Annotated in this window: 23 protein-coding genes; 10 read left to right on the top strand and 13 right to left on the bottom strand. The window is 63.2% G+C overall.

The window, feature by feature from the left end; genetic code table 11:
• Positions 1–130: 130 nt before the first annotated feature.
• The 4 genes from ACTJKE_RS03270 to ACTJKE_RS03255 all read left to right on the top strand — a co-directional run bounded on the left by ACTJKE_RS03270 (position 131) and on the right by ACTJKE_RS03255 (position 7,170).
• A complete protein-coding gene (locus ACTJKE_RS03270; RefSeq protein ID WP_112995660.1) occupies positions 131–2,785 on the top strand; it encodes an FtsK/SpoIIIE family DNA translocase in 2,655 nt (884 codons plus the stop codon).
• A 192-nt stretch (positions 2,786–2,977) separates the two neighbouring features.
• Complete coding sequence (locus ACTJKE_RS03265; protein ID WP_112995659.1) at positions 2,978–3,640, top strand: outer membrane lipoprotein carrier protein LolA; 663 nt, start codon at positions 2,978–2,980, stop codon at positions 3,638–3,640.
• A gap of 193 nt (positions 3,641–3,833) precedes the next feature.
• Positions 3,834–4,640 (top strand): exodeoxyribonuclease III, encoded by an 807-nt coding sequence (locus ACTJKE_RS03260; RefSeq protein ID WP_057254932.1) that lies wholly within the window; start codon positions 3,834–3,836, stop codon positions 4,638–4,640.
• Positions 4,641–4,986: 346 nt separating this feature from the next.
• Complete coding sequence (locus tag ACTJKE_RS03255) at positions 4,987–7,170, top strand: TonB-dependent siderophore receptor (RefSeq protein WP_113736953.1); 2,184 nt, start codon at positions 4,987–4,989, stop codon at positions 7,168–7,170.
• Between the two features lie 22 nt (positions 7,171–7,192).
• Here the strand turns inward: ACTJKE_RS03255 and ACTJKE_RS03250 are convergent, their stop codons facing one another.
• Together ACTJKE_RS03250 and ACTJKE_RS03245 are read right to left on the bottom strand one after the other, a co-directional pair.
• A complete protein-coding gene (locus tag ACTJKE_RS03250) occupies positions 7,193–7,648 on the bottom strand; it encodes a cyclic nucleotide-binding domain-containing protein (RefSeq protein WP_112995657.1) in 456 nt (151 codons plus the stop codon).
• A 120-nt stretch (positions 7,649–7,768) separates the two neighbouring features.
• Positions 7,769–8,452 (bottom strand): response regulator transcription factor, encoded by a 684-nt coding sequence (locus ACTJKE_RS03245; protein ID WP_034802783.1) that lies wholly within the window; start codon positions 8,450–8,452, stop codon positions 7,769–7,771.
• Positions 8,453–8,595: 143 nt separating this feature from the next.
• On the opposite strand from ACTJKE_RS03245, the gene ACTJKE_RS03240 reads away from it, so the two are divergent.
• Positions 8,596–9,144 (top strand): L,D-transpeptidase family protein, encoded by a 549-nt coding sequence (locus tag ACTJKE_RS03240; RefSeq protein ID WP_110878750.1) that lies wholly within the window; start codon positions 8,596–8,598, stop codon positions 9,142–9,144.
• Positions 9,145–9,162: 18 nt separating this feature from the next.
• On the opposite strand, the gene ACTJKE_RS03235 is transcribed toward ACTJKE_RS03240, so the two are convergent.
• The 5 genes from ACTJKE_RS03235 to rplS form a co-directional block, all read right to left on the bottom strand.
• Positions 9,163–9,699, bottom strand: coding sequence for a SixA phosphatase family protein (locus ACTJKE_RS03235; RefSeq protein ID WP_057254928.1), 537 nt, complete (start codon positions 9,697–9,699; stop codon positions 9,163–9,165).
• A 261-nt stretch (positions 9,700–9,960) separates the two neighbouring features.
• Positions 9,961–11,370 (bottom strand): 3-isopropylmalate dehydratase large subunit, encoded by a 1,410-nt coding sequence (gene leuC, locus ACTJKE_RS03230; protein ID WP_057254927.1) that lies wholly within the window; start codon positions 11,368–11,370, stop codon positions 9,961–9,963.
• A 243-nt stretch (positions 11,371–11,613) separates the two neighbouring features.
• Positions 11,614–12,435: an amino acid ABC transporter permease gene (locus ACTJKE_RS03225; RefSeq protein WP_110878749.1), complete on the bottom strand. Its 822-nt coding sequence runs from the start codon at positions 12,433–12,435 to the stop codon at positions 11,614–11,616.
• A gap of 9 nt (positions 12,436–12,444) precedes the next feature.
• Positions 12,445–13,254: a basic amino acid ABC transporter substrate-binding protein gene (locus ACTJKE_RS03220; RefSeq protein ID WP_057254925.1), complete on the bottom strand. Its 810-nt coding sequence runs from the start codon at positions 13,252–13,254 to the stop codon at positions 12,445–12,447.
• Between the two features lie 126 nt (positions 13,255–13,380).
• Positions 13,381–13,923 (bottom strand): 50S ribosomal protein L19, encoded by a 543-nt coding sequence (gene rplS / locus ACTJKE_RS03215; RefSeq protein WP_057254924.1) that lies wholly within the window; start codon positions 13,921–13,923, stop codon positions 13,381–13,383.
• A 326-nt stretch (positions 13,924–14,249) separates the two neighbouring features.
• Here rplS and ACTJKE_RS03210 point away from each other — a divergent pair, with 326 nt between their 5' ends.
• Complete coding sequence (locus ACTJKE_RS03210; RefSeq protein WP_112995715.1) at positions 14,250–14,996, top strand: sulfite exporter TauE/SafE family protein; 747 nt, start codon at positions 14,250–14,252, stop codon at positions 14,994–14,996.
• Here the strand turns inward: ACTJKE_RS03210 and trmD are convergent.
• The 6 genes from trmD to ACTJKE_RS03180 all read right to left on the bottom strand — a co-directional run bounded on the left by trmD (position 14,978) and on the right by ACTJKE_RS03180 (position 19,363).
• Positions 14,978–15,670 carry a tRNA (guanosine(37)-N1)-methyltransferase TrmD gene (trmD, locus tag ACTJKE_RS03205; protein WP_058321797.1) on the bottom strand — a complete coding sequence of 231 codons (693 nt, stop codon included), beginning with the start codon at positions 15,668–15,670 and terminating at the stop codon, positions 14,978–14,980. The two genes, ACTJKE_RS03210 and trmD, sit on opposite strands and share 19 nt — an antisense overlap.
• An 11-nt stretch (positions 15,671–15,681) precedes the next feature.
• Entirely contained in the window at positions 15,682–16,245 is a 564-nt protein-coding gene (rimM, locus tag ACTJKE_RS03200; protein ID WP_065374096.1) for a ribosome maturation factor RimM, read from the bottom strand.
• 146 nt (positions 16,246–16,391) lie between these two features.
• The gene (gene rpsP / locus ACTJKE_RS03195; protein ID WP_057254922.1) at positions 16,392–16,766 is read right to left on the bottom strand and encodes a 30S ribosomal protein S16; all 375 of its coding nucleotides are present in this window, start codon (positions 16,764–16,766) and stop codon (positions 16,392–16,394) included.
• Positions 16,767–16,803: 37 nt separating this feature from the next.
• Complete coding sequence (locus ACTJKE_RS03190) at positions 16,804–17,139, bottom strand: chorismate mutase (RefSeq protein ID WP_065374094.1); 336 nt, start codon at positions 17,137–17,139, stop codon at positions 16,804–16,806.
• Positions 17,140–17,152: 13 nt separating this feature from the next.
• Positions 17,153–18,718, bottom strand: a complete 1,566-nt coding sequence (gene ffh / locus ACTJKE_RS03185; protein ID WP_093233080.1) for a signal recognition particle protein — start codon at positions 18,716–18,718, stop codon at positions 17,153–17,155.
• Positions 18,719–18,973: 255 nt separating this feature from the next.
• Positions 18,974–19,363, bottom strand: coding sequence for a MarR family winged helix-turn-helix transcriptional regulator (locus ACTJKE_RS03180; protein ID WP_255571351.1), 390 nt, complete (start codon positions 19,361–19,363; stop codon positions 18,974–18,976).
• A 207-nt stretch (positions 19,364–19,570) separates the two neighbouring features.
• Here ACTJKE_RS03180 and ACTJKE_RS03175 point away from each other — a divergent pair, with 207 nt between their 5' ends.
• The 4 genes from ACTJKE_RS03175 to ftsY all read left to right on the top strand — a co-directional run bounded on the left by ACTJKE_RS03175 (position 19,571) and on the right by ftsY (position 24,662).
• Positions 19,571–20,587, top strand: coding sequence for an MBL fold metallo-hydrolase (locus ACTJKE_RS03175; RefSeq protein WP_112995655.1), 1,017 nt, complete (start codon positions 19,571–19,573; stop codon positions 20,585–20,587).
• 92 nt (positions 20,588–20,679) lie between these two features.
• Positions 20,680–21,585, top strand: coding sequence for a diaminopimelate epimerase (dapF, locus tag ACTJKE_RS03170; RefSeq protein ID WP_058321794.1), 906 nt, complete (start codon positions 20,680–20,682; stop codon positions 21,583–21,585).
• On the top strand, positions 21,582–22,856 hold the full coding sequence (gene mtaB, locus ACTJKE_RS03165) for a tRNA (N(6)-L-threonylcarbamoyladenosine(37)-C(2))-methylthiotransferase MtaB (RefSeq protein ID WP_112995654.1): 1,275 nt from the start codon (positions 21,582–21,584) through the stop codon (positions 22,854–22,856). Before dapF ends, mtaB begins: the two co-directional genes overlap by 4 nt.
• A gap of 18 nt (positions 22,857–22,874) precedes the next feature.
• Positions 22,875–24,662 carry a signal recognition particle-docking protein FtsY gene (gene ftsY, locus ACTJKE_RS03160; RefSeq protein ID WP_112995653.1) on the top strand — a complete coding sequence of 596 codons (1,788 nt, stop codon included), beginning with the start codon at positions 22,875–22,877 and terminating at the stop codon, positions 24,660–24,662.
• Positions 24,663–24,716 lie beyond the last annotated feature (54 nt).

Genomic DNA, 24,716 nt, shown 5'->3' with positions numbered 1-24,716 from the left:
CGATCTTCAGGTCAACCACCGCTATTTTAGCGGCAACTACGCATGGTTAATGTCGCATTAACCGTACTCCGCTTAGGTTGATTCCATGGCGCGCAATGCGCCCTAGAGATCGAGACGGGCAGCAGGCAACATGAGCAGAAGCAATCCGGCAACGCTTGACAGCCGTTCCAACCGGTTCGTGCTAACCACCTTCGTTTGGCGACAGATCGCGTCGCTGGCGGGCTTTGCGCTGTTCGGCGCATTGGCGCTGGCCGTCGCGGCGCTATCGACATGGAACGTCGCCGACCCGAGCTTCTCCTACGCCACATCGGAAGCACCGACCAACGTGCTTGGTTATCCGGGTGCGGCCTTTGCCGATATCTTCATGCAGTTCTTCGGCCTTGCCAGCGTCGTCGCCCTGCTGCCGGCTGTCGCCTGGGCGCTGGTGCTGATCAGCGGCAAGCGCTTCGACAAGACCTTCAAGCGCCTTGGCGTCTGGTTCATCGGCTCCGTGCTTGCCGGCGCGGCGCTGAGCTGCGTCCCCGCCCCGATCACCTGGCCGCTGCCCAACGGCCTCGGCGGCGTCTTCGGCGATATGATTCTCCGCTTCCCGGCACTCTTCACCGGCGCATTCCCGACCGGCACGCTCGCGACCGTACTCGCCTGCATCTTCGCCGCACCGGCCGCCTGGTGCCTGATCTACAGCGCCGGCCTCATCGGCGTCAGCGATGAAGAAGAAGACGAAGAGGTTGTCGAGCCGACGCCGAGCAAGGCGCGCACCGTTCGCGACGAGCTGGACGAGGACGACAGCGAGGGCCCCTTCACCCTGCTGATGGGCTCCTTCGCCCATATGCGCTACACCATGCACGCACGCGTGCGCCGCATTTTCGGCATGAGCGGCACGCGCAGTTCGCCCAAGCGCCAGTATGACGAGCCTTACGATTTCAACAATGACGAGTTCGGCACGCTGAACGAGCCGGTCCGGCCGAAGCCGATGGCCGCCGGCGACCGCATCGAACCCTCGCTCGACCGCTCCGAACGCCGTGTCGTCACGCCGCCGCCGATCATGGCCGATGACGAGGACGACGACATGCCCTTCGATATCGACGAGCGTCGCCCCGCCGGCATCCTGCCCGACGACGAAGACGACGATCCGGCAGCCGACTGGGCGCCGCGAGCAGCGCCGCCGAAGCAGGGTCTGCCGAAGTCGGGCTCGCGCGTGGCAACGCCGGCTCCCCGTCCGAAGACTGGCCAGCGGATCGAGCGTGAAGCCCAACGCTCCTTCGTCGAAGACGATGGCGACTTCACGCTGCCGCCAATGCATTTCCTTGCGGAACCGAAGAACGTCGGCCGCGACGCATCGCTCTCACCGGACGCGCTTGAACAGAATGCCCGCATGCTCGAGGGTGTGCTTGAGGACTTTGGCGTCAAGGGCGAGATTATCCACGTCCGCCCCGGCCCGGTCGTAACCCTCTATGAACTGGAGCCGGCGCCCGGCATCAAGTCGTCCCGCGTCATCGGCCTTGCCGATGACATCGCCCGCTCGATGAGCGCGATCGCTGCCCGCGTCGCCGTCGTTCCCGGCCGCAACGCCATCGGCATCGAACTGCCGAACCAGCGGCGCGAGACCGTCTACCTGCGCGAGCTCATCGGCTCGCGCGACTTCGAGACCTCCAAGGCGCGCCTTGCCATGGCGCTCGGCAAGACGATCGGCGGCGAACCCGTGGTCGCCGATCTCGCCAAGATGCCGCATCTGCTCGTTGCCGGCACCACCGGTTCGGGTAAGTCGGTCGCGATCAACACCATGATCCTGTCGCTGCTCTATCGCCTGCGCCCGGATCAGTGCCGCCTGATCATGATCGACCCGAAGATGCTCGAACTCTCCGTCTATGACGGCATTCCGCACCTGCTTTCGCCCGTCGTCACCGACCCGAAGAAGGCGGTGGTCGCGCTGAAGTGGACGGTGCGCGAGATGGAAGAGCGCTACAAGAAGATGTCGAAAATCGGCGTGCGCAACATCGACGGCTTCAACAGCCGCGTCGAGCAGGCGCTTGCCAAGGGCGAGCAGATCACCCGCACAGTGCAGACCGGCTTCGACCGCCAGACGGGCGAAGCCATGTACGAGACCGAGGAATTCGACCTCACGCCGCTGCCCTACATCGTCGTCATCATCGACGAAATGGCCGACCTGATGATGGTCGCCGGCAAGGACATCGAAGGCGCGGTGCAGCGTCTCGCCCAGATGGCGCGTGCCGCCGGCATCCATGTCATCATGGCGACGCAGCGCCCCTCGGTCGACGTCATCACCGGTACGATCAAGGCCAACTTCCCGACCCGCATCTCGTTCCAGGTCACCTCGAAGATCGACAGTCGTACGATCCTTGGCGAACAGGGTGCCGAACAGCTGCTCGGCATGGGCGACATGCTCTACATGGCCGGTGGCGGCCGCATCCAGCGCGTCCACGGCCCCTTCGTCTCCGACACCGAGGTCGAGGAAGTGGTTGCCTATCTCAAGACTCAGGGCGTGCCACAATATCTCGACGCGATTACCGAGGATGATGACGAGGATGGCGAAGGCGGCGGCCCGGCCGGCACCTCCAATCTCGCCGATTCGGACGACCCTTACGACCAGGCGGTCGCCGTCGTCCTGCGTGACGGCAAGGCATCCACATCCTACGTTCAACGGCGCCTCGGGATCGGTTACAATCGTGCCGCCTCGCTGATCGAGCGCATGGAGCAGGAAGGCATCATCGGCCCGGCGAACCACGCCGGAAAACGCGAAATCCTGGTTCCGACCGAGGAATAAAGCAATTTCGGCAGGATCTCGGGGCATTTTTCGTCCGGAGTTACGCCGATAGATCAACACGGCGATCCCGCACCGGATTGCGGGGCCGAACTGGTAACGGTCATGTGAGAGCGCGAGCCTTGAAGCTCGAAAGTAGCGCCTTGAAGGCGCCGCACTTGCGCTCCAGATGATCCGTAAATGAAGGAGACTGAGATGACAGAGACCAAGAACGGCGAGCGCAACCACCCGGTAATTTCGCGCCGCCTCTTCGTGTGCGGGCTTGCGGCATTCGCCGGCATCGGCGGCACCGGTCTCGACATCGCTGAAGCCTTCGCCCGGGCGCCGAGAGCCGCCCAGAAGATCGCCGATCACTTCTCCTCGGTAAAGACGATGGCCGGCGAGTTCGTGCAGTTCGGCCCGCGCGGCGAGCAGACCGGCGGCAAGTTCTATATCCGCCGCCCCGGCCGCATCCGCTTCAACTACGAGGCCCCCTCGCCGATGCGTGTCATTGCCGACGGCAAGTCGGTGGTCATCGGCAATATGAAGCTCAAGACCTGGGACATCTATCCGCTGTCGAAGACGCCGCTCAATCTGCTGCTCAGCGAGAAGATCGACCTGACCGGCAAGATGGTGCGCGACGTCAAGGAAGAGTCCGACCTCATCACCATCGTGCTTGGCGACCGCTCGATTTTCGGCGATTCGACCATCACCATGATGTTCGACCCGAAGACCTATGACCTGCGCCAGTGGACGATCACCGACGCGCAGAAGAAGGACACATCGGTCATGATCTTCAATGTCCAGACCGGGATGGCGCTGGACGACAAGGTCTTCCAGATCCCCTACGACGAGGTCCGCAACAAGCGGGGCGGCTGAGCGACCTAACCGCCGGCATCTCGACCGCTGGTATTATGCACACAGGCCGCCGGATGGCGGCCTTTTTCATGCGCTCCCGTTCGCGCATTCCTTGTCCCGGCGCGCCGGACCTGCTTAAAGCTCGGGTCAACATCCATCCCGAGCCGGCCTTCCCTTCGCGAGCGTCCGGCCCCAGCCGATCAGGGAATGACGCATGGCCCTTTCCGTCGCCACTTGGAACATCAACTCCGTTCGCCTGCGCATGCCGCTCGTCGAACACCTGCTGAAGACCTGGCAGCCGGACATCCTCTGCCTGCAGGAAACCAAGTGCCCGAATGACCAGTTCCCGTCCAAGCCACTGAAGGCACTCGGCTACAATCATATCGAGATGCACGGCCAGAAGGGCTATCACGGCGTGGCGACGATCTCGCGCCTGCCCCTGCATGAGCTCAGCGACCGCCGCGACTATTGCGGCGTCGGCGATGCCCGCCACCTCTCGGTTGTTTTCGAGGCCGGCGGCAAGAAGATCCGCCTGCACAATTTCTATGTCCCGGCAGGCGGCGACGAGCCGGACCGCAGCATCAACCCGAAATTCGGCCACAAGCTCGATTTCGTCGAAGAGATGAAGCTGCTACATGCCGAAGCCGAGGCTGGCATTTCCTCGATCCTCGTCGGCGACCTCAACATCGCGCCTCTGGAAGACGACGTCTGGTCGCACAAGCAGCTCCTGAAGATCGTCAGCCACACGCCGATCGAAACCGAAGGGCTGACCACGGTCATGAACGGCGGCGGCTGGGTCGATCTGATGCGCCAGCACACACCGGCGCCGACCAAGCTCTACACCTGGTGGAGTTACCGGGCGAAGGACTGGGAAGCGGCCGACCGCGGCCGCCGGCTCGACCACATCTGGTCCTCCGCGGACCTGGCGCCGGCGCTCAAGAACGTCGACATCCTGCGCGAAGCGCGCGGCTGGGAACGCCCCTCCGACCACGTGCCCGTCATTGCGCATTTCGATATCTAACCGCTTTTCACCAAGCGGCGGCACGCGCCTTGCGCGCTTGACGTTTTCATCAAGAAAAACATGACTAAAAGAATCATATTTTTCTTGATGCCCATTTCCAAACGGACTATCCCTCTTTTCGGGCGGCGGGGACACCGCCTCCGACGGCAGATCAGCCGTCGTTTTCACTAGATCACGATGATTGTGGGTCGTTCGACCCACAATCATAAACGTGATCGATTCTCAGAAATGAGAGCGAGATGCGGGCGGAAAACCGCACGCACTTTTCCTCATCTCGCTCGGATATTGGGGCGCTTTGCTCTGGCCTTCGCCGGAGGGCTTTCGTGCGCCCGCAAGAGGGCCAGACATGCGAAAGACCTTGCCGATCCACGTCATGCGCGCGTCGCGCCGCGCGCTCTCCGCAACCACCGTCCTGGCTGCAAGCGCTGCCGCCGTATTCCTTTCGTCGACTGCGGCCTCTGCGCAATCGACCGAAAGCCAGAAGACGACACGGCTGGAAAAAATCGAGGTGACGGCCGGCAAGACAGCCGCGACGATCGCTGAGGATAACGACACAATCGTGCCGACGCGCAACGTTTCGGCGCTGAAGACCGATACGCCGCTGATCGAAACGCCCCGCTCCGTCTCGGTGGTCACGCGCAAGGAACTCGAAGAGCGCGGCGTGCAGGACATGATCCAGGCGACGCGTTACGCCGCCGGCGTCACGACCGGCGCCTTCGGCTTCGATCCGCGCTTCGACCAGATCTACATCCGCGGCTTCGAGACGACGACGACCGGCGACTTCCGCGATGGCCTGCGCCAGCCCTACATGAACTACGGAACCTTTCCGACGGAGGTCTACGGCCTCGAACGAATCGAGATCCTCAAGGGTCCGGTCTCGGTCATGTACGGCGCGGCCGGCGTCGGCGGCATCGTCAATCGCATATCGAAGATGCCTGAGGAGGAGACGCACCGCGAGGTCGAGCTGCAATATGGCACGATCGGACGCACCCAGGCCGCCTTCGACGTCGGCGGGCCGGCAACGGCCGACGGCGATTTTCTCTATCGCATCGTCGGGCTCCTGAGGAACGGCGAGACCAACTACGACGTCGCCGACGACCGCTACCTGCTGCAGCCTTCCTTTACCTGGAAGCCGGACGAGGGCACGTCGCTGACCGTCTATGGCCTCGGGCAGCAGGGCGAGAGCGATGCCAGCCCGCGGGTGCTCGAACATGATGGCCGGCTGCTGCGCTACAGCGACCCGGACCACGACTACCAGAAGGTTCGGCAGTATCAGGCCGGCTACAAGTTCGAGCACGACTTCGACAACGGCCTGACCTTCCGCCAGCACGGCCGCGTCAGCGATCTCGACCTGAAGGCCCGTTACCTGCAGTTCGGGACCGAGGTGGCACCCGACGTCTTCGATCGCTCGCCCGTCGCGATCAAGGACGACCAGCGTGCCTACCAGATCGACAATCAGCTCGAGGCCGCCTTCGACACCGGCGCAGTCTCGCACACGCTCCTGACCGGCCTCGACTATACCTGGATCACCTCCGATTTCGGTCTCGGCTTCGGTGCCGTCGATCCGGCCTATCGTTTCGATCTCAACAACCCCATCTTTGGGATCAGCGGCCCGACGCCTGCGCTCACCAGCTTCAGCGGTCGTGATCTCCGGCAGACCGGCATCTATGTCCAGGACCAGGCGGAGTTCGGCAACTGGCGCGCCGTCGGCGGCCTTCGCCATGACTGGGTCGACCAGACCAGCACCAACAAGAACACCGGCGTCGTCGACCGCAAGGATGATGGCGAACTCACCGGCCAGGCGGGCCTTCTCTATCTCTTCGACAACGGCATCGCGCCCTATGCCAGCTACAGCACCTCCTTCGTGCCGCGCACCGAACTTTCGGCCGACGGCACCGTGCTCGATCCGACGACCGGCGAGCAGATCGAGCTTGGCGTGAAATACCAGCCCGAGGGCGAGGCCTACTCGTTGAGTGCGGCCTACTACCGGATCGTCGAAACCGGCGCTCCGCAATATGTATCGGACGCGTCCCTTCCTGTCGGCTACTACTACAAATCGACAGGCGAAGTGACGACCAATGGCTTCGAGGTGGAAGGGCGCCGGGAGTTCGACAACGGCCTGAGCGTCATCGCCGCCTACACCTACAACGACGCCGAAATCACCGGGAATGTCGACCCGTCGCTGATCGGCAACGTGCCGTCGACGAAGCCGCGCCATGTCGCATCGCTGTGGGTCAACTATCTGCTGCCCGACGACATGCAGCTAGCAGGCTTGAGCCTCGGCGGCGGGGTGCGCCTGGCATCAAGCTCCTACACATCCGATGCCAATACCGCCAAGAACGGTGGTGCCGTCTATTTCGACGCCTCGATCGCCTACGACTTCGGCGTCAAGAACCCCGACCTCGACGGGCTGTCGCTCGCCGTCAGCGCCACCAATCTCGGCGATCGCCGCGAAGAGGTCTGCACCGATGGCTATTGCTATTTCGGGCAGGGCCGCACGGTGCTCGGTTCGCTGAAGTATCGGTGGTAGCGCCCGGAAGCCGTTACTTACTTCAAGCAAAGCGGCCGGCGAGCGCGCCGGCCCGGCGGATCATCGCCTGCAGATTCTCGCGGATGCGCGCTTCGACGAGCTCTGCCACTTCCGGGTACTCTTCCAGCATGCGGCGGAAGAGCGGCCGGTTGATGCGGATGACTTCGCTGTCTTCCTCGGCGGTCGCCGTGAACTTGCGTTCGACCATCGAGATCAGCGCCAGTTCCGACAGCAGCGCCCCGCGGCCGACCGTCGAGACCGTCGCCTCGGAACCATCGACGCCAACCTTCGACAAGGACAGGCTGCCACTCGCAATCGCATAGGCGCAATCCGCGGGCGCCCCTTCGCGAAACAGCTCTTGCCCCTTGAATATGCGGCGTCGTTCCGCGCCGAAGGCGATCAGCCTCAGCTTGTCCTCGCTGATATCGGCAAACAGCGGCACGTTGGACAGAAGCACGATATCGTCGTTGAGCGCCAAACGGCTAACCTCCCGAAATCACGGCACCCGACCCCAAGCGAGCCGGATCGCGCACGATCAGTCTAGATGACATGGAGCAGGATTCGGGCGGCAAACCGCTTCGCACCTTCCCCACCCCGGCTACGGTACGATCTTGTAGCCGCCGTTCTCTGTCACCAAAATCTCGGCATTGGAAGGGTCCCGCTCGATTTTCTGGCGCAGCCGGTAGACGTGGGTTTCGAGCGTGTGTGTCGTGACGCCGGAATTGTAGCCCCAGACCTCTTCGAGCAGCACGTCGCGCGTCACCACTTTCTGGTCGGCGCGGTAGAGGTAGCGGATGATCGCCGCTTCCTTCTCGGTGAGGCGGATCTTCTGGCCGTTTTCCAGCGTCAGCAGCTTCTGGCTGGGCTTGAACGTATAGGGCCCGACGCTGAAGGTCGCATCCTCGCTCTGTTCATGCTGGCGCAACTGCGCACGGATACGGGCAAGCAGCACGGCGAAGCGGAACGGCTTCGTGACATAGTCGTTGGCGCCGGCCTCGAGACCGAGGATCGTATCCGAATCGGTGTCGTGCCCGGTCAGCATGATGATCGGCGCCTTGAAGCCGCCCTTGCGCAGAAGCTTCACCGCCTCGCGGCCATCCATGTCGGGCAAGCCGACATCCATGATCAAGAGGTCCACCTGCTGCGCCCGCGCGGTCTGGATGCCCTTGCCGGCGGTCGCTTCCTGGATGAGATCGAACTCTTCGTAGAGCGAGAGTTGCTCGACCAATGTTTCGCGCAGGTCATTGTCGTCATCGACAAGAAGAATGGTACGGGTCGCCATGGGACAATTCCTGTTTGCTTCCGTTTTCAAACTAGCTCAAATGCCCGTGTTGGCAAGCGAGCCAGCGTCGGTAAGTCCTTATACCTGCAACCGTGCTTATGGTGCCGCCCAAATCACGGGCAAAGCAAAAATCCGTGAGAATGATGCGCAAGAAAACGTCGGGAAAAAGACCAGCCAAGTCCATCATCACAGTCCGCCCGGCGCCGCGCGATCGAAAGCGGGCCCTGGTGTGTTTCGATGGCCGCGTCGAGCAGGCGGCGATCGGACGAAGCGGCATTACCAGCCTGAAGCGTGAAGGCGACGGCGCGACGCCGCGTGCCGCCATGAAGGTGATCGGCGGCTATGTCAGGCGCGATCGTCTCTTTCTGCCGCCGACACCACTGCCGACGCGAGCGACGCGCAAGGACATGCTCTGGTGCGACGCCCCAGGTCACGCCCAATACAATCGTCCGGTCATGGCACCTTTCTCACCGAGCCACGAAGAGATGATGCGCGAAGACGGGCTCTACGACATCTGCCTGGTGATGGACTGGAACCTCCTCGCACGCCGTCGAAATGCCGGTTCGGCGATCTTCTTCCACCTGATCCGGCCGGGTTATGAACCGACGCAGGGCTGCGTCGCGGTCAGCCTGCCCGCCATGTCGCGGCTGATGCCTCATATGCGGCGCGGCACCGTCGTGCGGGTGCTTTGATCCAGGCCTGCAAACAACTCAGTCGAGCGAGCGCGGGGTCACAAAACGCGCGAGTTTGGCGCCGCCGGGCATAAGCTCACGCCAGCCCACAGCTTCGAACTCGAGCACCGCAAGGGCGGCCGTCGGAAACTTGTCCGCCATGCGTATGCGCAGATCCGCATCGCCGGAGCCGACGAGTTCGTGCGCCAGATCTTCCATGCCGGGATTATGGCCGACGATCAGCAAAGTCCTGACAGCCGGATCCGTCGCGCGCAGAACGCTCAGGATCTGCGAGGCGCCCACCTCGTAGATCGCACGGGTATTCTCGACCGCGACCTCGGACGACAGGGCGGACGCCACCAATTGCCAGGTCTCTTGCGCGCGCTTGGCGGTCGAAACCAGTGCAAGATCCGGCACGAGCTTATGCCGGGCTATGTACTTTCCCATCAGCGGCGCCGCCTTGCGGCCGCGCTCGCCGAGCGGACGATTGATGTCGGCAACACCATCCGGCCAGGCGGACTTGGCATGGCGCAACAGCATCAGGCAGTAGCTTTGTACAGGCAGATCGTCGCTCATCCGTCGTCCTCCCAAACGCCCTTCGGCCAACCGTTCCTACTGCATGTTTCCTTTAATCGTAGCCGATTTAAGGACAAAAACATGCAGCAATTCAAAGTGCTACAGCGACCTTTGCGCGTCTGATAAGACGCCCGGCGCTGTAGACTTGTGAGCAGGCAGCTTAGCGCAATTCGCCGATCCGCGCGGAGCGCTGACGTGCGGACAAACAAAAAAGGCCGCCCCGAAGGGCGGCCATTTGCGCCGGAAAAGCTCAAATCCGGCTTATTTCCATTCGCGGATGTCGACGAAGTGACCCGAAACCGCAGCGGCCGCCGCCATTGCCGGCGAGACCAGATGCGTGCGCCCCTTGAAGCCCTGACGTCCCTCGAAGTTGCGGTTCGACGTGGACGCGCAACGCTCGCCCGGCTTCAGCCGGTCGTCGTTCATCGCCAGGCACATGGAGCAGCCCGGCTCGCGCCAGTCGAAGCCGGCTTCCTTGAAGATCTTGTCGAGGCCTTCGGCTTCCGCCTGTTCCTTGACGAGGCCCGAGCCCGGAACGATCATTGCCGAAACCGTCGAAGCAACCTTGCGGCCTTCCACCACCTTGGCAACTTCACGCAGGTCCTCGATGCGGCCGTTGGTGCAGGAGCCGATGAAGACGCGGTCGATACCGATGTCGGTGATCTTGGTACCCGGCTTCAGGCCCATATAGTCGAGCGCACGCCACTTGGAGGCGCGCTTGGTTTCTTCCTGGATCTCGTCCGGGTTGGGAACGATACCCTGAACCGAAATCACGTCTTCCGGAGAGGAACCCCAGGAAACGATCGGCGGCAGGTTGGCAGCATCGAGCACGACGACGCGATCATAATGGGCGCCCTCGTCCGTGTGCAGCGTCTTCCAGTAGTCGAGCGCCATGTCCCAGGCCTTGCCCTTCGGCGCGCGCGGCTTGTCCTTGATATAGGCAAACGTCGTCTCGTCCGGCGCGATCAGGCCGGCGCGGGCGCCGCCTTCGATCGTCATGTTGCAGATGGTCATGCGACCTTCCATCGACAGCGAGCGGATCGCTTCGCCGGCAAATTCGATCACGTGGCCGGTACCGCCGGCCGTGCCGATCTCGCCGATGATGGCGAGGATGATGTCCTTGGCGGTGACGCCGGGCGGAAGCTGGCCGTCGACGCGCACCAGCATGTTCTTCGCCTTCTTCTGGATCAGCGTCTGGGTGGCGAGCACGTGCTCGACCTCGGACGTGCCGATGCCGTGCGCCAGCGAACCGAAGGCGCCGTGCGTCGAAGTGTGGCTGTCACCGCAGACGATGGTCATGCCCGGCAGGGTGAAGCCCTGCTCCGGGCCGACGATGTGCACGATGCCCTGGCGCTTGTCGTTCTCGGAGTAGTATTCGACGCCGAACTCGGCGGCGTTCTTGGCCAGCGCCTCGACCTGGATGCGGCTTTCCTCGTTCTTGATGCCGAGGTGGCGGTCAGGCGAGGTCGGAACGTTGTGGTCGACGACGGCAAGCGTCTTTTCCGGGGCGCGGACCTGGCGGCCGGCCATGCGCAGGCCTTCGAAGGCCTGCGGGCTCGTCACTTCGTGAACGAGGTGACGGTCGATGTAGAGAAGACAGGTGCCGTCTTCCTGTTCGTTGACCAGGTGGTCGTCCCAGATTTTGTCATAGAGGGTACGCGGTGCGCTCATGGCGGTATATCCATCGAGTTTTTCAAAAGGTAGGGAAAGCCGGCGGCAGGGCGGCCGGAAACACTGATCAGCAGATCAGGATAGGCGGCTTGTGAGCGCCCCGTGGACGCGCGCAAAGAAGCGTGCCGGCAGGCGCTTGTGATCCTGCAGCACGACGATTTTCTGTTCGCGACATCCGAATTTGGATTCCATGAGCGCGTTCATATCAATTTTTTGACAGGTCGGCAATTGGCGTGATCGCGCTCAGCGGGCCTCCGCGCGCCGCAGCCGCCGCTCCAGACCCCGCAATCCCAGCGACAGACCGATGGTCAGCACCAGATAGACATAGGCGACGATCGAATAGGTCTCGAAGAAGCGAAAGGAACCGGAAGCATAGACCTTGCCCATCTGCGTAATGTCGGCGACGCCGAGCACCGAGACGAGCGAGGAATCCTTGACCATGGCGATGAAGTCGTTGCCAAGAGGCGGCAGGATCACCCGGATTGCCTGCGGAAAGACGACCAGGCGAAAGCGCTGGTAGCGCGAGAGCCCGAGCGCCTTGGCCGCCTCGATCTGTCCCTTGTCGACCGAGAGGATGCCGGCCCGGAACACTTCGGCAATGAAGGCGGAATAGCCGATCATCAAGGCGATGATCGCCCGCCACATCAGCGATATGTCGCGCACGACGAAGGGTTCCATCCAGCCGGCGCCGATCAACGGCGCGCAGATGAAATTGGCGGCGACGACAAGCGCCGGCGCCCCGACGAAGGCGATATAGAAGAGAAGCACAAGGATCGGCACACCGCGGATGATCTCGGTGTAGAAGCGCGCGATCTGCCGGAGCGACGAGTGCTCGGACAGCGCCATCAGCGCAATACCGAGGCCGAGCGTCGTCGCCAGCACAAAGCCCATGAGCGTTACGAAGACGGTGACGCCAAGGCCTTTGAAGACGACGGTGAAGACCTCGGAGAAGATGTCATTGCTGACGATCACGGCGGCAAGCGCCACCGCGATCACAAGAAGGGCGACCAACCACCAGGGATAGTCGCCCTTGCCGGACATGTCAGGAGATTGCGGAGCGGCCATAGCCTCGGATCAGCCGCCCATTTTGTATTCGAGGAACCACTTCTTATCGAGGGCATCGAAGGTGCCGTCTTCCTTCAGCGCCTTGATCGCGGCGTTGACCGGAGCGACGAGGTCCGAGCCCTTCGGGAAGATGAAGCCGAAATCCTCGGTGCCGAGCGGACCGCCGACGACCTTGAGCTTGCCTTCGGAGGAATCGACATAACCCTTGGCGGCGACGCTGTCGGTCAGAACCACGTCGACGTCGCCGGCCTTCAGCGCCTGGACAGTCGCACCGAAGGTCTCGAACAGCTTGATGCGTGGGTTCTGCTCGTTGCCGTCGAGCATTTCGTAGACGGCGGTGTAGAACGGCGAGGTGCCCGGCTGTGCGCCGACGAGACCGTCGGCAAAGGCGCCGAAACTCTTGCCGTCGTTGAAACGGTTTTCATCGCTGCGCACCAGCATGAACTGCTGCGAGCGCATGTAGGGGTCCGAGAAGTCGACCTTCTCCTTGCGGTCGTCCTTGATGGTGATGCCGGTCATGCCGATCTGGTACTGGCCGTCATGCACTGCCTGGATCATCGCGTCCCAGCTGGTGTTCTGGTATTCGACCTTGAAATTCAACCGCTTGGCGATCTCGTTCATGGCGTCGTATTCCCAGCCTTTGGCCTCGCCGGTCTTGGGGTCGACGAACTGCAGCGGCGGGTAGGCGTTCTCCGTGACGACGACAACCGTCTTGCCGCCGAGATCGGGCAGATCGCTGGCAACAGCCGGTGCAGAAAATGCGAAAGGAACGGCAAGTGCAGCTGCGATGCCCGCAAGCACGTGGCGACGGATTGTCATTGGAGGGCTCCCGAAAAGTGTGGCAGCGGAAAATGTCACAAATTCCGTCGGAAAGACAAGCGCATAGTACCAAAAAAGAAAGGCGGCCTGACGCCGCCTTTCCAACAATCCGAATGGATTGAAATCTTATTCCGCTGCAGCTTCTGCTGCCTTGGCTTCGGCGGCTTCTGCAGCGGCCTTGGCTTCTGCTGCTTCGGCTGCTGCCTTTTCGGCGGCGAGAGCCTGAGCTGCTGCGATCTTTTCAGCTTCGATGCGTGCCTTTTCCTCGGCAACGGCCTGGCGCTCGGCGTCGTTCAGCTTGCGGGCGCGCGTACCGGTGTTCTCGACGATACGAGCCGACTTGCCGCGACGATCGCGCAGGTAGTAGAGCTTGGCGCGACGGACCTTACCGCGGCGAACAACTTCGACGCTTTCGACGAGCGGAGAGTAAACCGGGAATACGCGCTCGACGCCTTCGCCGTAGGAGATCTTGCGAACGGTGAAGCTTTCGTTGATGCCGCCGCCCGAACGAGCGATGCAGACGCCTTCATAGGCCTGAACGCGGGTACGGCTGCCTTCGACAACGCGGACGTTGACGCGCAGCGTGTCGCCGGCGGAGAATTCGGGGAGCGTGCGCTTGGCGGCAATCTTGGCGGCCTGTTCGGCTTCCAGCTGCTGGATGATGTTCATCGGTTTAACCTTTCAAGTTCTTCTGAAACAGCCAGAGCGCTCTCGATGAACCTGTCGGGCTTGCCTTCAGGTCTTGCCGGAAACCGGCAGGAGCGGATTCGCCATTCTTTGTTTTGGTCGACGGGCACAGAACCCGAACCGGGCCGGCACATACACCAATCGATCCGCCTTGTCATCCCCGGAAGCCATATTTTCTCGGCGATCCGCGGCAAGAAACGCCTTTCTATCAGAAAACCCGGATGGATGCATGCTCGATTGTCCGAGCGGACGGGCTTGCGGCCATCCCTGCCACCGGCTATCCCGAGCGTGGTGGGTCGGGGGAGACCATGCATATCTTTGAAGTGCTCATGCTGTTTGCGGCCGGCTTCCTGTCCGGCGTCGTCAATGCCATCGCCGGCGGCGGAACGTTCCTGACCTTCGGGGCGATGACGCTTGGCGGCCTCTCGCCGATCGTGGCCAACGCGACCTCCTCGATCATCCAGCTCCCGGGCTACATCACCTCGGCGCTCGCCTATGCCAAGGAGATCCGCGCCGACAAGCGCTATGCCATCCTGCTCGGCGTGATCTCGGCGCTCGGCGGCCTTGCCGGCGCACTGCTTCTCATCTCGCTTTCCAACGCCTCCTTCCGCGCGCTGGTGCCCTGGTTGCTGCTGGCGGCGACGGCGATCTTCGCCGCCGGGCCGCTCTTGAAGCCCAAGGCGCGCGTCGACGAGCATGCGATCAATCCGGCCGGCATCGGCGCCCAGTTCGTCACCTCCATCTATGGCGGCTTCTTCGGCGCCGGCATGGGCATCATGATGCTGGCGGTGCTGGGGCTGGCGACCGGTGGTGGCTATCACCGGCTGAACGCGCTCAAGAACTTCATCTCGATCGTGATTGCGGCAATCGCCATCGTCGTCTTCGCCGCCGGCGGCGTCGTCTCCTGGCTGCATGCGGCGATCATGGTGCCGGGGGCAGCACTTGGCGGCTACAGCGGCGTCTGGGCGGCCCGGAGGGTACCGCAGGCCGTCATTCGCGCGCTGGTGGTCGCCGTCGGCCTGCTGCTTGCCGCCTATTATTTCTTCACGGGCTGATCGAGAAGATCGGGCCTGCGCTCGGCCGTCAGACGCCGCGCCTCTGCCTCGCGCCACTTGGCAATGGCGCCGTGATTGCCCGAGGTCAGCACCGCCGGGATCTCGCGGCCCTCGAAGATCTGCGGGCGGGTGTAGTGCGGATGTTCGAGCAGGCCGCCTTCGAAGCTCTCATGCACGCCTGAAAGCTCATTGCCCATGACACCCGGCAGGATGCGCACCACGGCATCGAGCAGTGTCAGCGCCGCCGGCTCGCCGCCCGAAAGAATATAGTCGCCTATGGAAACCTCTTCGAGGCCGCGGGCATCGATCACCCGCTGGTCGACGCCTTCGAAGCGTCCGCAGACGATGACGACGCCAGGCCCGGCCGCGAGCTCACGCACCCGCTCTTGCGTCAGCGGCCGACCGCGCGGGCTCATCAACAGGCGTGGACGGTCGTCGCCCTCAGAGACATGGTCGATCGCGCGGGCGAGCACGTCCGGCTTCAGCACCATGCCGGCTCCGCCGCCGGCCGGCGTGTCGTCGACGGTGCGGTGCTTGTCCTCGGCGAAATCGCGGATCTGCACCGGCTCGATCGACCATTGGCCGCGCTCCAGCGCCTTACCCGAAAGGGACGCGCCGAGATGGCCCGGAAACATTTCGGGATAGAGCGTCAGGACAGTCGCGCGAAAAGTCATCGCCGCATCGCTCACTTGCGCTTGGCGGAAAACGGATTGCCCGAATCCTGGTCCTTGTCCTCGGAAAGGCCTGCCGCGACCGGATCGACCAGCAGCTTGCCCGCTTCCAGATCGATCTCCAGAACCGACCATTCGGTGAAGGGGATCAGCACCGGGCGCCGGCCCGGACCTTTCAGCTCCAGAAGATCGCCGGCGCCGAAATCGAAAACGCCGCTAACCTTGCCATAGCTGGTGCCATTGCCGTCGATCGCTTCCAGCCCTTCGAGATCGGCATAGAAGAACTCGTCCTCGTCGAGGTCGTCGTCGGGCAGGTTGTCCCGCTCGATGAACAGCTCAAGACCATTGAGCGCCTCGGCGGCGTTGCGATCGTTGACACCACGGAAGCGCACGATGACGACGTTCTTCGCCTCGCGGATTTCCAGCACCTCGAAAACACGTCCGTCGGCGCTGTGCAAATTGCCGTAGTCGCCGAGCGCCGTCGGGTCGTCGGTAAAGGATTTGACCCTGACCTCGCCGCGCAAGCCTTGCGCCGCGCCGATCGTCGCCATCAGAACCGGGTTTTCGAGTTTGCTCATCGTCCGCGTCCATTTCGGGAGTTCAGGGTGCACATAACGGAAAACGGGCGGCATGGAAATGCCACCCGTTTCCTTAAAGTCACGACAGGTTGGAAGTGGACGCGGACGGAAGCCCGTGCATCCTGCTTCAAACCATTTGCCGGCTATTATTCTGCGGCAGCTTCTGCAGCGGCAGCAGCGGCGTCTTCAGCCTTCTGCTTGGCTTCAGCAGCGCGCTCCTGAGCCTTCTTGCCCGGAACAGCCTTGGTCGGGTTGCTGCGAGCCGGACGCTTTGCGAGGCCAGCCTGGTCGAGGAAGCGCAGAACGCGGTCGGTCGGCTGGGCGCCCTGGGCGATCCAGTGAGCGATGCGCTCGGCGTCGAGCTCGACGCGCTTTTCGTCGTCCTTGCCGAGCATCGGGTTCCAGGAGCCGATCTTCTCGAGGAAGCGGCCGTCACGCGGGCTGCGGGCGTCAGCAACGACGATCTGGTAGTACGGACGCTTCTTGGAACCGCCACGGGCGAGACGAATTTTCAGTGCCATTTCAATTACTCCTTGCAGGCTTTCTTGACCGCTTCGTTCAAGCGGAATGGTTTGTGCCGGCGTTGCCCGCGTTGTGCGAGCGATCGGCGGCGATGGCTTCATGATGCCGGATGACTTCCTTGATGATGAAGTTCAGGAACTTCTCGGCGAAATCCGGATCCAGATTGGCATCCTTGGCCAGGCGGCGCAGGCGTTCGATCTGGTATTCTTCGCGCGCCGGGTCGGCCGGCGGCAGATCATGCTTGGCCTTGAGAACGCCGACTGCCTGGGTGCAGCGGAAGCGTTCGGCCAGCATGTGGACGAGTGCGGCATCGATGTTGTCGATCGACTGCCGGTAACCCGCCAATTCCTGTTTGATTTCGGGATCAATCATCTCTCACCGATCCTCACTTCTTCTTCGGCAGGCCGGGAAGGCCGGGGAAACCGCCACCGAGGCCCGGAAGCTTGGCGCCGCCGAGACCCGGCAGGCCACCGCCGCCAAGACCCGGCATGCCGCCCGGCTTGAGGCCGGCTGCTTCCGCCTGCTTCTGCAGCGCTTCGAGCTGCTTCGGGTCGAGCTTCGACAGGTCGGGCACACCGCCGCCGCCGAGGCCACCAAGCCCCATCTTGTTGGCAAGGCCGCCCATCATCTGCTTCATCATGCCGCCTTTGCCCTTGCCACCCATCATCTTCATCATGTCCGCCATCTGGCGGTGCATCTTCAGAAGCTTGTTGATGTCGGCGGCATCGGTGCCGGAACCGGCGGCAATGCGCTTCTTGCGCGAATGCTTGAGCAGGTCCGGATTGGCGCGCTCGGCCTTGGTCATCGAGGAGATGATGGCGATCTGGCGTCCGAACAGCTTATCGTCGAGACCGGCGGCGGCCATCTTGTCCTTCATGCCGGCCATGCCGGGCATCAGGCCCATGATACCGCCCATGCCGCCCATCTTCTGCATCTGGCCAAGCTGGTCGGCGAGGTCGTTGAGGTCGAACTTGCCCTTGGCCATCTTGGCGGCCATGGCGGCCGCTTTTTCGGCGTCGATGTTCTCGGCCGCCTTTTCGACCAGCGAGACAATGTCGCCCATGCCGAGAATGCGGTCGGCAACACGGCGCGGATGGAACTCTTCAAGTTCGCCCATCTTTTCGCCGACACCGATGAGCTTGATCGGCTTGCCGGTGACGGCACGCATCGACAGCGCTGCACCGCCTCGGCCGTCACCGTCCATACGGGTGAGCACCAGGCCGGTGATGCCGACGCGTTCGTCGAAGCTGCGGGCAAGATTGACGGCGTCCTGACCGGTCAGCGCATCGGCGACGAGCAGGATTTCATGCGGATTGGACTTCCGCTTGATCTCCGCCATCTCGATCATCAGCGGCTCGTCGATATGGGTACGGCCGGCGGTATCGAGGATGACGACGTCATGACCGCCGAGCTTGGCGGCCTGGACCGCGCGCGCGGCGATATCGGTCGGCGACTGGCCGGTAATAACGGGCAGCGTATCGACGCCGGTCTGCACGCCGAGCTGACGCAGCTGCTCCTGGGCAGCCGGGCGGCGCGTGTCGAGCGAAGCCATCAGGACCTTTTTCTTGTCCCGCGTCTTCATCCGGCTGGCGATCTTGCCGGTGGTGGTCGTCTTACCCGAGCCCTGCAGACCGACCATCATGATGACAACCGGCGCCGGCGCGTTGAGGTCGATGGTGACTCCCTCGGAGCCGAGCATCTCGATCAGCTGATCATGGACGATCTTGACGACCATCTGGCCAGGCTTGATCGATTTCAGGATTTCGGCGCCGACGGCCTTTTCGCGAACCTTTTCAGTGAAGGAGCGCACGACGTCGAGCGCGACGTCGGCTTCGAGCAGCGCACGGCGAACCTCGCGAAGCGCAGCGGAAACATCGGCTTCCGACAATGCGCCGCGGCCGGTCAGTCCATTCAATATGGAACCAAGGCGGTCCTGGAGGCTCTCGAACATTCTCACTTCCTTCTGGTTTCCGGTGGCGATCAACTCGCCGGAAACGTGGGTTCCTTCGCGCAGAAAACAAGGCGCAAAGCCAAAAACCACCCGAGGGCGCAACGCGCTGTCGGATGTTGACCTCCGGGTTCTCTTTACACCTTTACGGGACCCGGTCGGCGGCTTCGAAGACTTGAGCTTGCGAAGGAATTGCGGCGGATAAACAGGAAAGCGCGGCAAAAGTCAAGGACGGCAGGGCAATGACGGCGTTTTGGCTCAGACCGCCTCGCCCTCGACGGCTGCATCCAGTTCGCCCGCCAGCTGCTCAAAGGCCGTCGCCACCCGCGTCATCACCCGGAGCGTAGCCACCACTTCGGTCTGATTGATATCGCCGAGCAAGGCGTGCAGCATCTCGACTTCGCGGCGATGGATTTCCTCGAACAGATCGCGTCCGGCGGCAGTCGGGACGCAAAGATAGGCGCGTCGGTGCTCCGGATTCGGCTGCCGTTCCAGCAATTGCTTGTCCATCAGCCCGGTGACGATGCGCAGCACGAACTGCCGTTTCATCGACAGGCGTCGCGCCGCGTCCGGCACAGTCAGCTGCACTTCGTAAAAAAGTTCGAGAACCGCGCGCTCCGCCACGGATATACCTGCGCCATCGAGCATATGCTCCGACGCTCGTTGCATATTGAGATGGACGGAGCGGACCAGCCGAAGGGTCTTGTAGAGGCGTTCATGCGGGTCGAATCGAACGAGCATCAAAGCACGATAGCAATCCAGTTGCTGTTTTCAAGAATTTGTTAAAGCCCGATCTTCCATCGGATGCGCCGGCGCACCATCTCATGCAATCACAGACATGCCGAAAGGCTCGGGATGAAGAAATCGCAGAACCCATACTATCGAGGCCCCGTCTCCGACCATTTCGACGGGACGCGCTTCTTCAATCCCGGCGGCAGGCCGCCCAAGGGCATGGCTGATTTGCTGCGCTGGCAGTTCGCTGGTGGCAAGGCACGCTGGCCGGCGCACAATCCAAGTCCGTTCGAGCAAGTGAAACCCGAACTCAGCGTCGAAGGCGAACGCCTGCGCGTGACGATGGTCGGCCACGCGACGTTGCTCGTCCAGGTGCACGGCGTGAACATTCTCACCGACCCCGTCTGGGCGCGTCGCGCCAGCCCTTTCGCCTTTGCCGGACCGCAGCGCTACAACGCCCCCGGCATCGAGCTCGACGATCTGCCGCCGATCGACATCGTGCTCGTCACCCACAACCACTACGACCATCTCGATGTCGAAACGCTGGCCGCACTGCAGGAGGAGCACGCGCCCCGGATCATCACCCCGCTCGGTAACGACACGATCATCCGCCACGCCGTTCCCGATGCCGAGATAACCGTGGTCGACTGGAACGACCGGGTCGATTGCGGTGATGACATCGTGATCCATGCGGAGCCCTGCCATCACTGGTCGGCCCGCGGCTCGCGCGACCGCCGCATGGCGCTCTGGGCCGCCTTCGTTCTGGAGACTCCGGCAGGCAAGATCTACCATGTCGGCGACACCGGCTTTCACGACGGCATAAATTATCGGGCCGCCCGCGAAAAACACGGGCCGTTCCGCCTCGCCAACCTGCCGTTCGGTTCCTACGAACCGCGCTGGTTTATGCAGGACCAGCACCAGAATCCGGAAGAGGCAGTGCGCGGGATGATCGATTGCGCCGCCACCCATGTCGCCGGCCACCACTGGGGCACGTTCCGCCTGACCGACGAGGGCGTCGACGAGCCGCGGCTGGCGCTGGAACGGGCGCTTGATGCGGCCGGTATCGCCCGCGCCCGCTTCCGGCCGCTGCGCCCCGGCGAGGTCTTCGACGTGCCTGCCGCTGCATCCGCCGCGGAATGAAGGCGGCACTGGTAATTTCCGGGCTTTTCCGCCATATACAGCCCGAATGAAGGGTGCCCTGCTTGACGCGGGCCGGTTTGGACCATCGCTACATGACCGACAACGTGCAATTCGCCAGAATGAACGGGCTTGGAAACAAGATCCTCGTCGTCGACATGCGCGGTCGGAAAGATCGGGTGACGCCGGCAGCCGCGATCGCGCTCAATGCCGACGCAGCAACTGCCTTCGACCAGATCATGGCGATCCACGACCCGAAGGCCACCGGCACCGATGCCTGGATCGACATCGTCAATTCCGATGGCTCCATGGCCCAGGCCTGTGGCAACGGCACGCGCTGCGTCGTCCAGGCGCTCGCCGCCGAAACCGGCAAGAAGGCCTTCCTCTTTCATACGGTCGCCGGCCTGCTCGAAGCCAAGGAACACGACGACGGCACCATATCCGTCGACATGGGAACCCCGCGCTTTGCCTGGAACGAAATCCCGCTTTCCGAGGAATTCCACGACACGCGCCGCATCGAGCTGCAGATCGGCCCGATCGACAATCCCGTGCTGCATTCGCCGTCGGTCGCCTCGATGGGTAATCCGCACGCGATCTTTTGGGTCGACAACGACGTCTGGTCCTACGATCTCGAGCGCTTCGGCCCGTTGCTCGAAAACCATCCGATCTTCCCCGAGCGCGCCAACATCTCGATTGCCCGTGTCCTTTCGCGCGGCGAACTGGATCTTCGGACCTGGGAGCGCGGCGCCGGGCTGACGCTTGCCTGCGGCTCGGCCGCCTGCGCCGCCGCCGTCAGCGCCGCCCGTACCGAACGCACCGACCGCAATGTCATCGTCAACGTGCCCGGCGGGCCGCTGACGATCGAATGGCGCGAGCGCGACGATCACGTGATCATGACCGGCCCGGCCGAATGGGAATGGTCCGGCACGCTGAACCCGACCACCGGCACCTGGCAGCGCGACGAGGCGGAGAGCGCGGGCAGCGGAGCGCGGGCGCTTTGAGCGGCGTCGAGGTCATAACCTTCGGCTGCCGTCTCAATACCTACGAATCCGAAGTGATGCGGGCCGAAGCCGAGAAGGCGGGGCTGAACAACGCCATCCTCGTCAACACCTGCGCCGTCACCGGCGAGGCCGTGCGCCAGGCGCGCCAGGCGATCCGCCGTGCCCGCCGCGACAATCCGCATGCCCGTATCATCGTCACCGGCTGCGCCGCGCAGACGGAAAAGCAGACCTTTGCCGAAATGGCTGAGGTCGACGCCGTGCTCGGCAACGAGGAGAAGCTGAAAAGCGCATCCTATCGTTCGCTGCCCGATTTCGGCGTTTCGGCGGAAGAGAAACTGCGCGTCAACGATATCATGAGCGTGCGTGCGACGGCACCGCAGATGGTCAAGCATATCGACGGCCACGTGCGCGCCTTCATCCAGGTCCAGAACGGCTGCGATCATCGCTGCACCTTCTGCATCATCCCCTATGGCCGCGGCAATTCCCGCTCCGTGCCGATGGGTGCAGTGGTCGACCAGGCGCGCAAGCTCGTTGAAACAGGCTACTGCGAGATCGTGCTCACCGGCGTCGACGCGACCAGCTACGGCGCCGACCTACCGGGTGCCCCGACGCTCGGCCTGCTTGCCAAGACGCTTTTGAAGCAGGTGCCGGAGATCCTCCGCCTGCGCCTTTCCTCGATCGACGGCATCGAGGCCGACAAACATCTCTTCGACCTGATCGCCGACGAGGCGCGCTTCATGCCGCATCTGCACCTGTCGCTGCAGCATGGCGACGACCTGATCCTGAAGCGCATGAAACGCCGCCACTCAAGCGCCGACGCCCGCGCCTTTACGGATGAAGTCCGCCGGCTGCGGCCCGAGATCAGTCTTGGCGCCGACATGATCGCCGGTTTCCCGACGGAGACCGAGGAGATGTTTGAGAATGCGACGAAGCTCGCCGAGGATTGCGGCATCGCCCATCTGCACGTCTTTCCCTATAGCCCGCGTCCTGGAACGCCGGCAGCACGTATGCCACAGCTCGATCGGGCGCTCGTCAAGGATCGCGCCGCGCGTCTGCGCGCGGTTGGCGCAACGCTCTACGCCCGCCACCTCGCAGGCATGGTCGGCAGCGAGCAGACGATCCTGGTCGAAAACAACGGGCTCGCCCACACACAAAACTTCACGCTCGTCGATGCCGCCGGCCTGAAGGCCCGCGCGCTTGTCCCGGTCTTAATCACCGGCCACAATGGCAAGCATCTGACGATGCAGGTAAAACAGATGGCTGCGGCCTGATTTATGCGGAATTCCTGAATGGCAATGGGTTTCATCAAGAGGATCTTCACCTTCGGCAAGGGCGCGGTGGAGGAAACGAAGCCGCCGGAAGGTGTGCCCGAGGAGACGATTGTCTCTTCGCCAGAGGTGGAGCCAAGTGTCGAGGCGGTGGAACCGTCTGCGCCTGTCGCCGCGGCTGAAATTGCCGAAGAGACCCCGGACGCCGCCTTCGAGCCGCCTGTCGATATCGAGACGCTGCCGCTCTCCGAGGACGATCCGGTGCTCGAAGCCGAGATCGAGACTGCGGGCGGTCCGGCTTCCGACGATGCCGAAGAGCTGACGCGTGACGAGGCCGGGGCCACACCGTTTGAGGACAGCGTTGCGATACCCCCTTCTGTCCCTTCGGGACATCTCCCCCAAAAGGAGGGAGATCAGACGGAGACCAAGGCAGCCATCGACGATGCGTCTCTAACCACCGAGACCGCGGAAGCTGTTGCCGACGAGAAGCCAGCGGATTCCCCAGCGGATTCCATTGAGATCGTCGTAACCTCCCACGTGGCCGAGACCATCGAGGGCACCGCAGAAGCCTTGCCAACTGCGGACGATGCCGAAGCGGAACTACGCGACATCACGACAGCCGAAACGCCCGTAGCTGACGCCGTGGGCGAGCCCAGCGCAATCTCCCCCCCTGTGGGGGAGATGCCCGGCAGGGCAGAGAGGGGTGAAGCCGCAGCCCTCCCCAAAAGCTTCGAAACCACAGAGAGCGACGCTGCAGAAGCAGTGGCCGAAGTCGCGCCGACCGAGGCCGGCGAAGCAGAGGTAGCCGCCGCAGCCCCTGCCCTTCCCAAGGGCTTCGCGACCACCGACAACAAGCCCAAGGACGAGCCCCTCGCCGCGCCGAAGGAAAAGCTCACCTGGTACCAGCGCCTGCGCCGCGGCCTTGCCCGCACCTCGTCGCAACTGACCGGCCAGATCGCCAGTCTCTTCACCAAGCGCAAGCTCGATGAAGCAACGCTGCAGGACCTTGAAGACCTGCTGATCCAGGCCGACCTCGGCGTCGAAACCGCGATGCGCATCACCGACACGCTCGCCTCCGAGCGCTATGGCAAGGATGTCTCCGGCGAGGACGTCTCGCGCATCATGGCCGGCGAGATCACCAAGGTGCTCGCTCCCGTCGCCAAGCCGCTGGAGCTCGACCTCAGCCACAAGCCGCATGTCATTCTGGTAGTCGGCGTCAACGGCACCGGCAAGACCACGACGATCGGCAAGCTCGCCGCCAAGCTTTCGGGCGCAGGCCTCAAGGTCATGCTTGCCGCCGGCGACACCTTCCGCGCCGCGGCGATCGAGCAGCTGAAGATCTGGGCGGAGCGCACCAAGTCCGACATCGTTTCCTCCAAGCTCGGCGCCGATGCCGCCGGTCTCGCCTATGAAGCGTTCCAGCAGGCGCGCGAGAAGAAGTCCGACGTGCTGATCATCGACACCGCCGGCCGCCTGCAGAACAAGGCGGAGCTGATGGCCGAACTTGAGAAGATCGTGCGCGTGCTCGGCAAGCTCGATCCGGATGCACCGCACACGGTGCTCCAAACGCTCGATGCCACGACCGGACAGAACGCGCTGCAGCAGGTGGAGATCTTCCGCAATATCGCCGGCGTCAGCGGTCTGATCATGACCAAGCTCGACGGCACGGCGCGCGGCGGCATCCTCGTTGCCATCTCCGCCAAGCACAAGCTGCCAGTCTATTTTATCGGCGTCGGTGAAGGCATCGACGATCTGGAGCCTTTCGAGGCCAAGGATTTCGCCGAAGCGATCGCCGGCGTTGCCGCCTGACGAGGCCGTTCTGCGCCCGCGCATTTGCGCGGGGCCGTTGCCTTGATATGGTTT

Source organism: Ensifer sp. 22521 (genome assembly GCF_052044795.1).
Lineage (GTDB): Bacteria > Pseudomonadota > Alphaproteobacteria > Rhizobiales > Rhizobiaceae > Ensifer.
The sequence above is the reverse complement of the archived record's forward strand: the minus strand, read 5'-3'. Positions and strand labels throughout refer to the sequence as shown.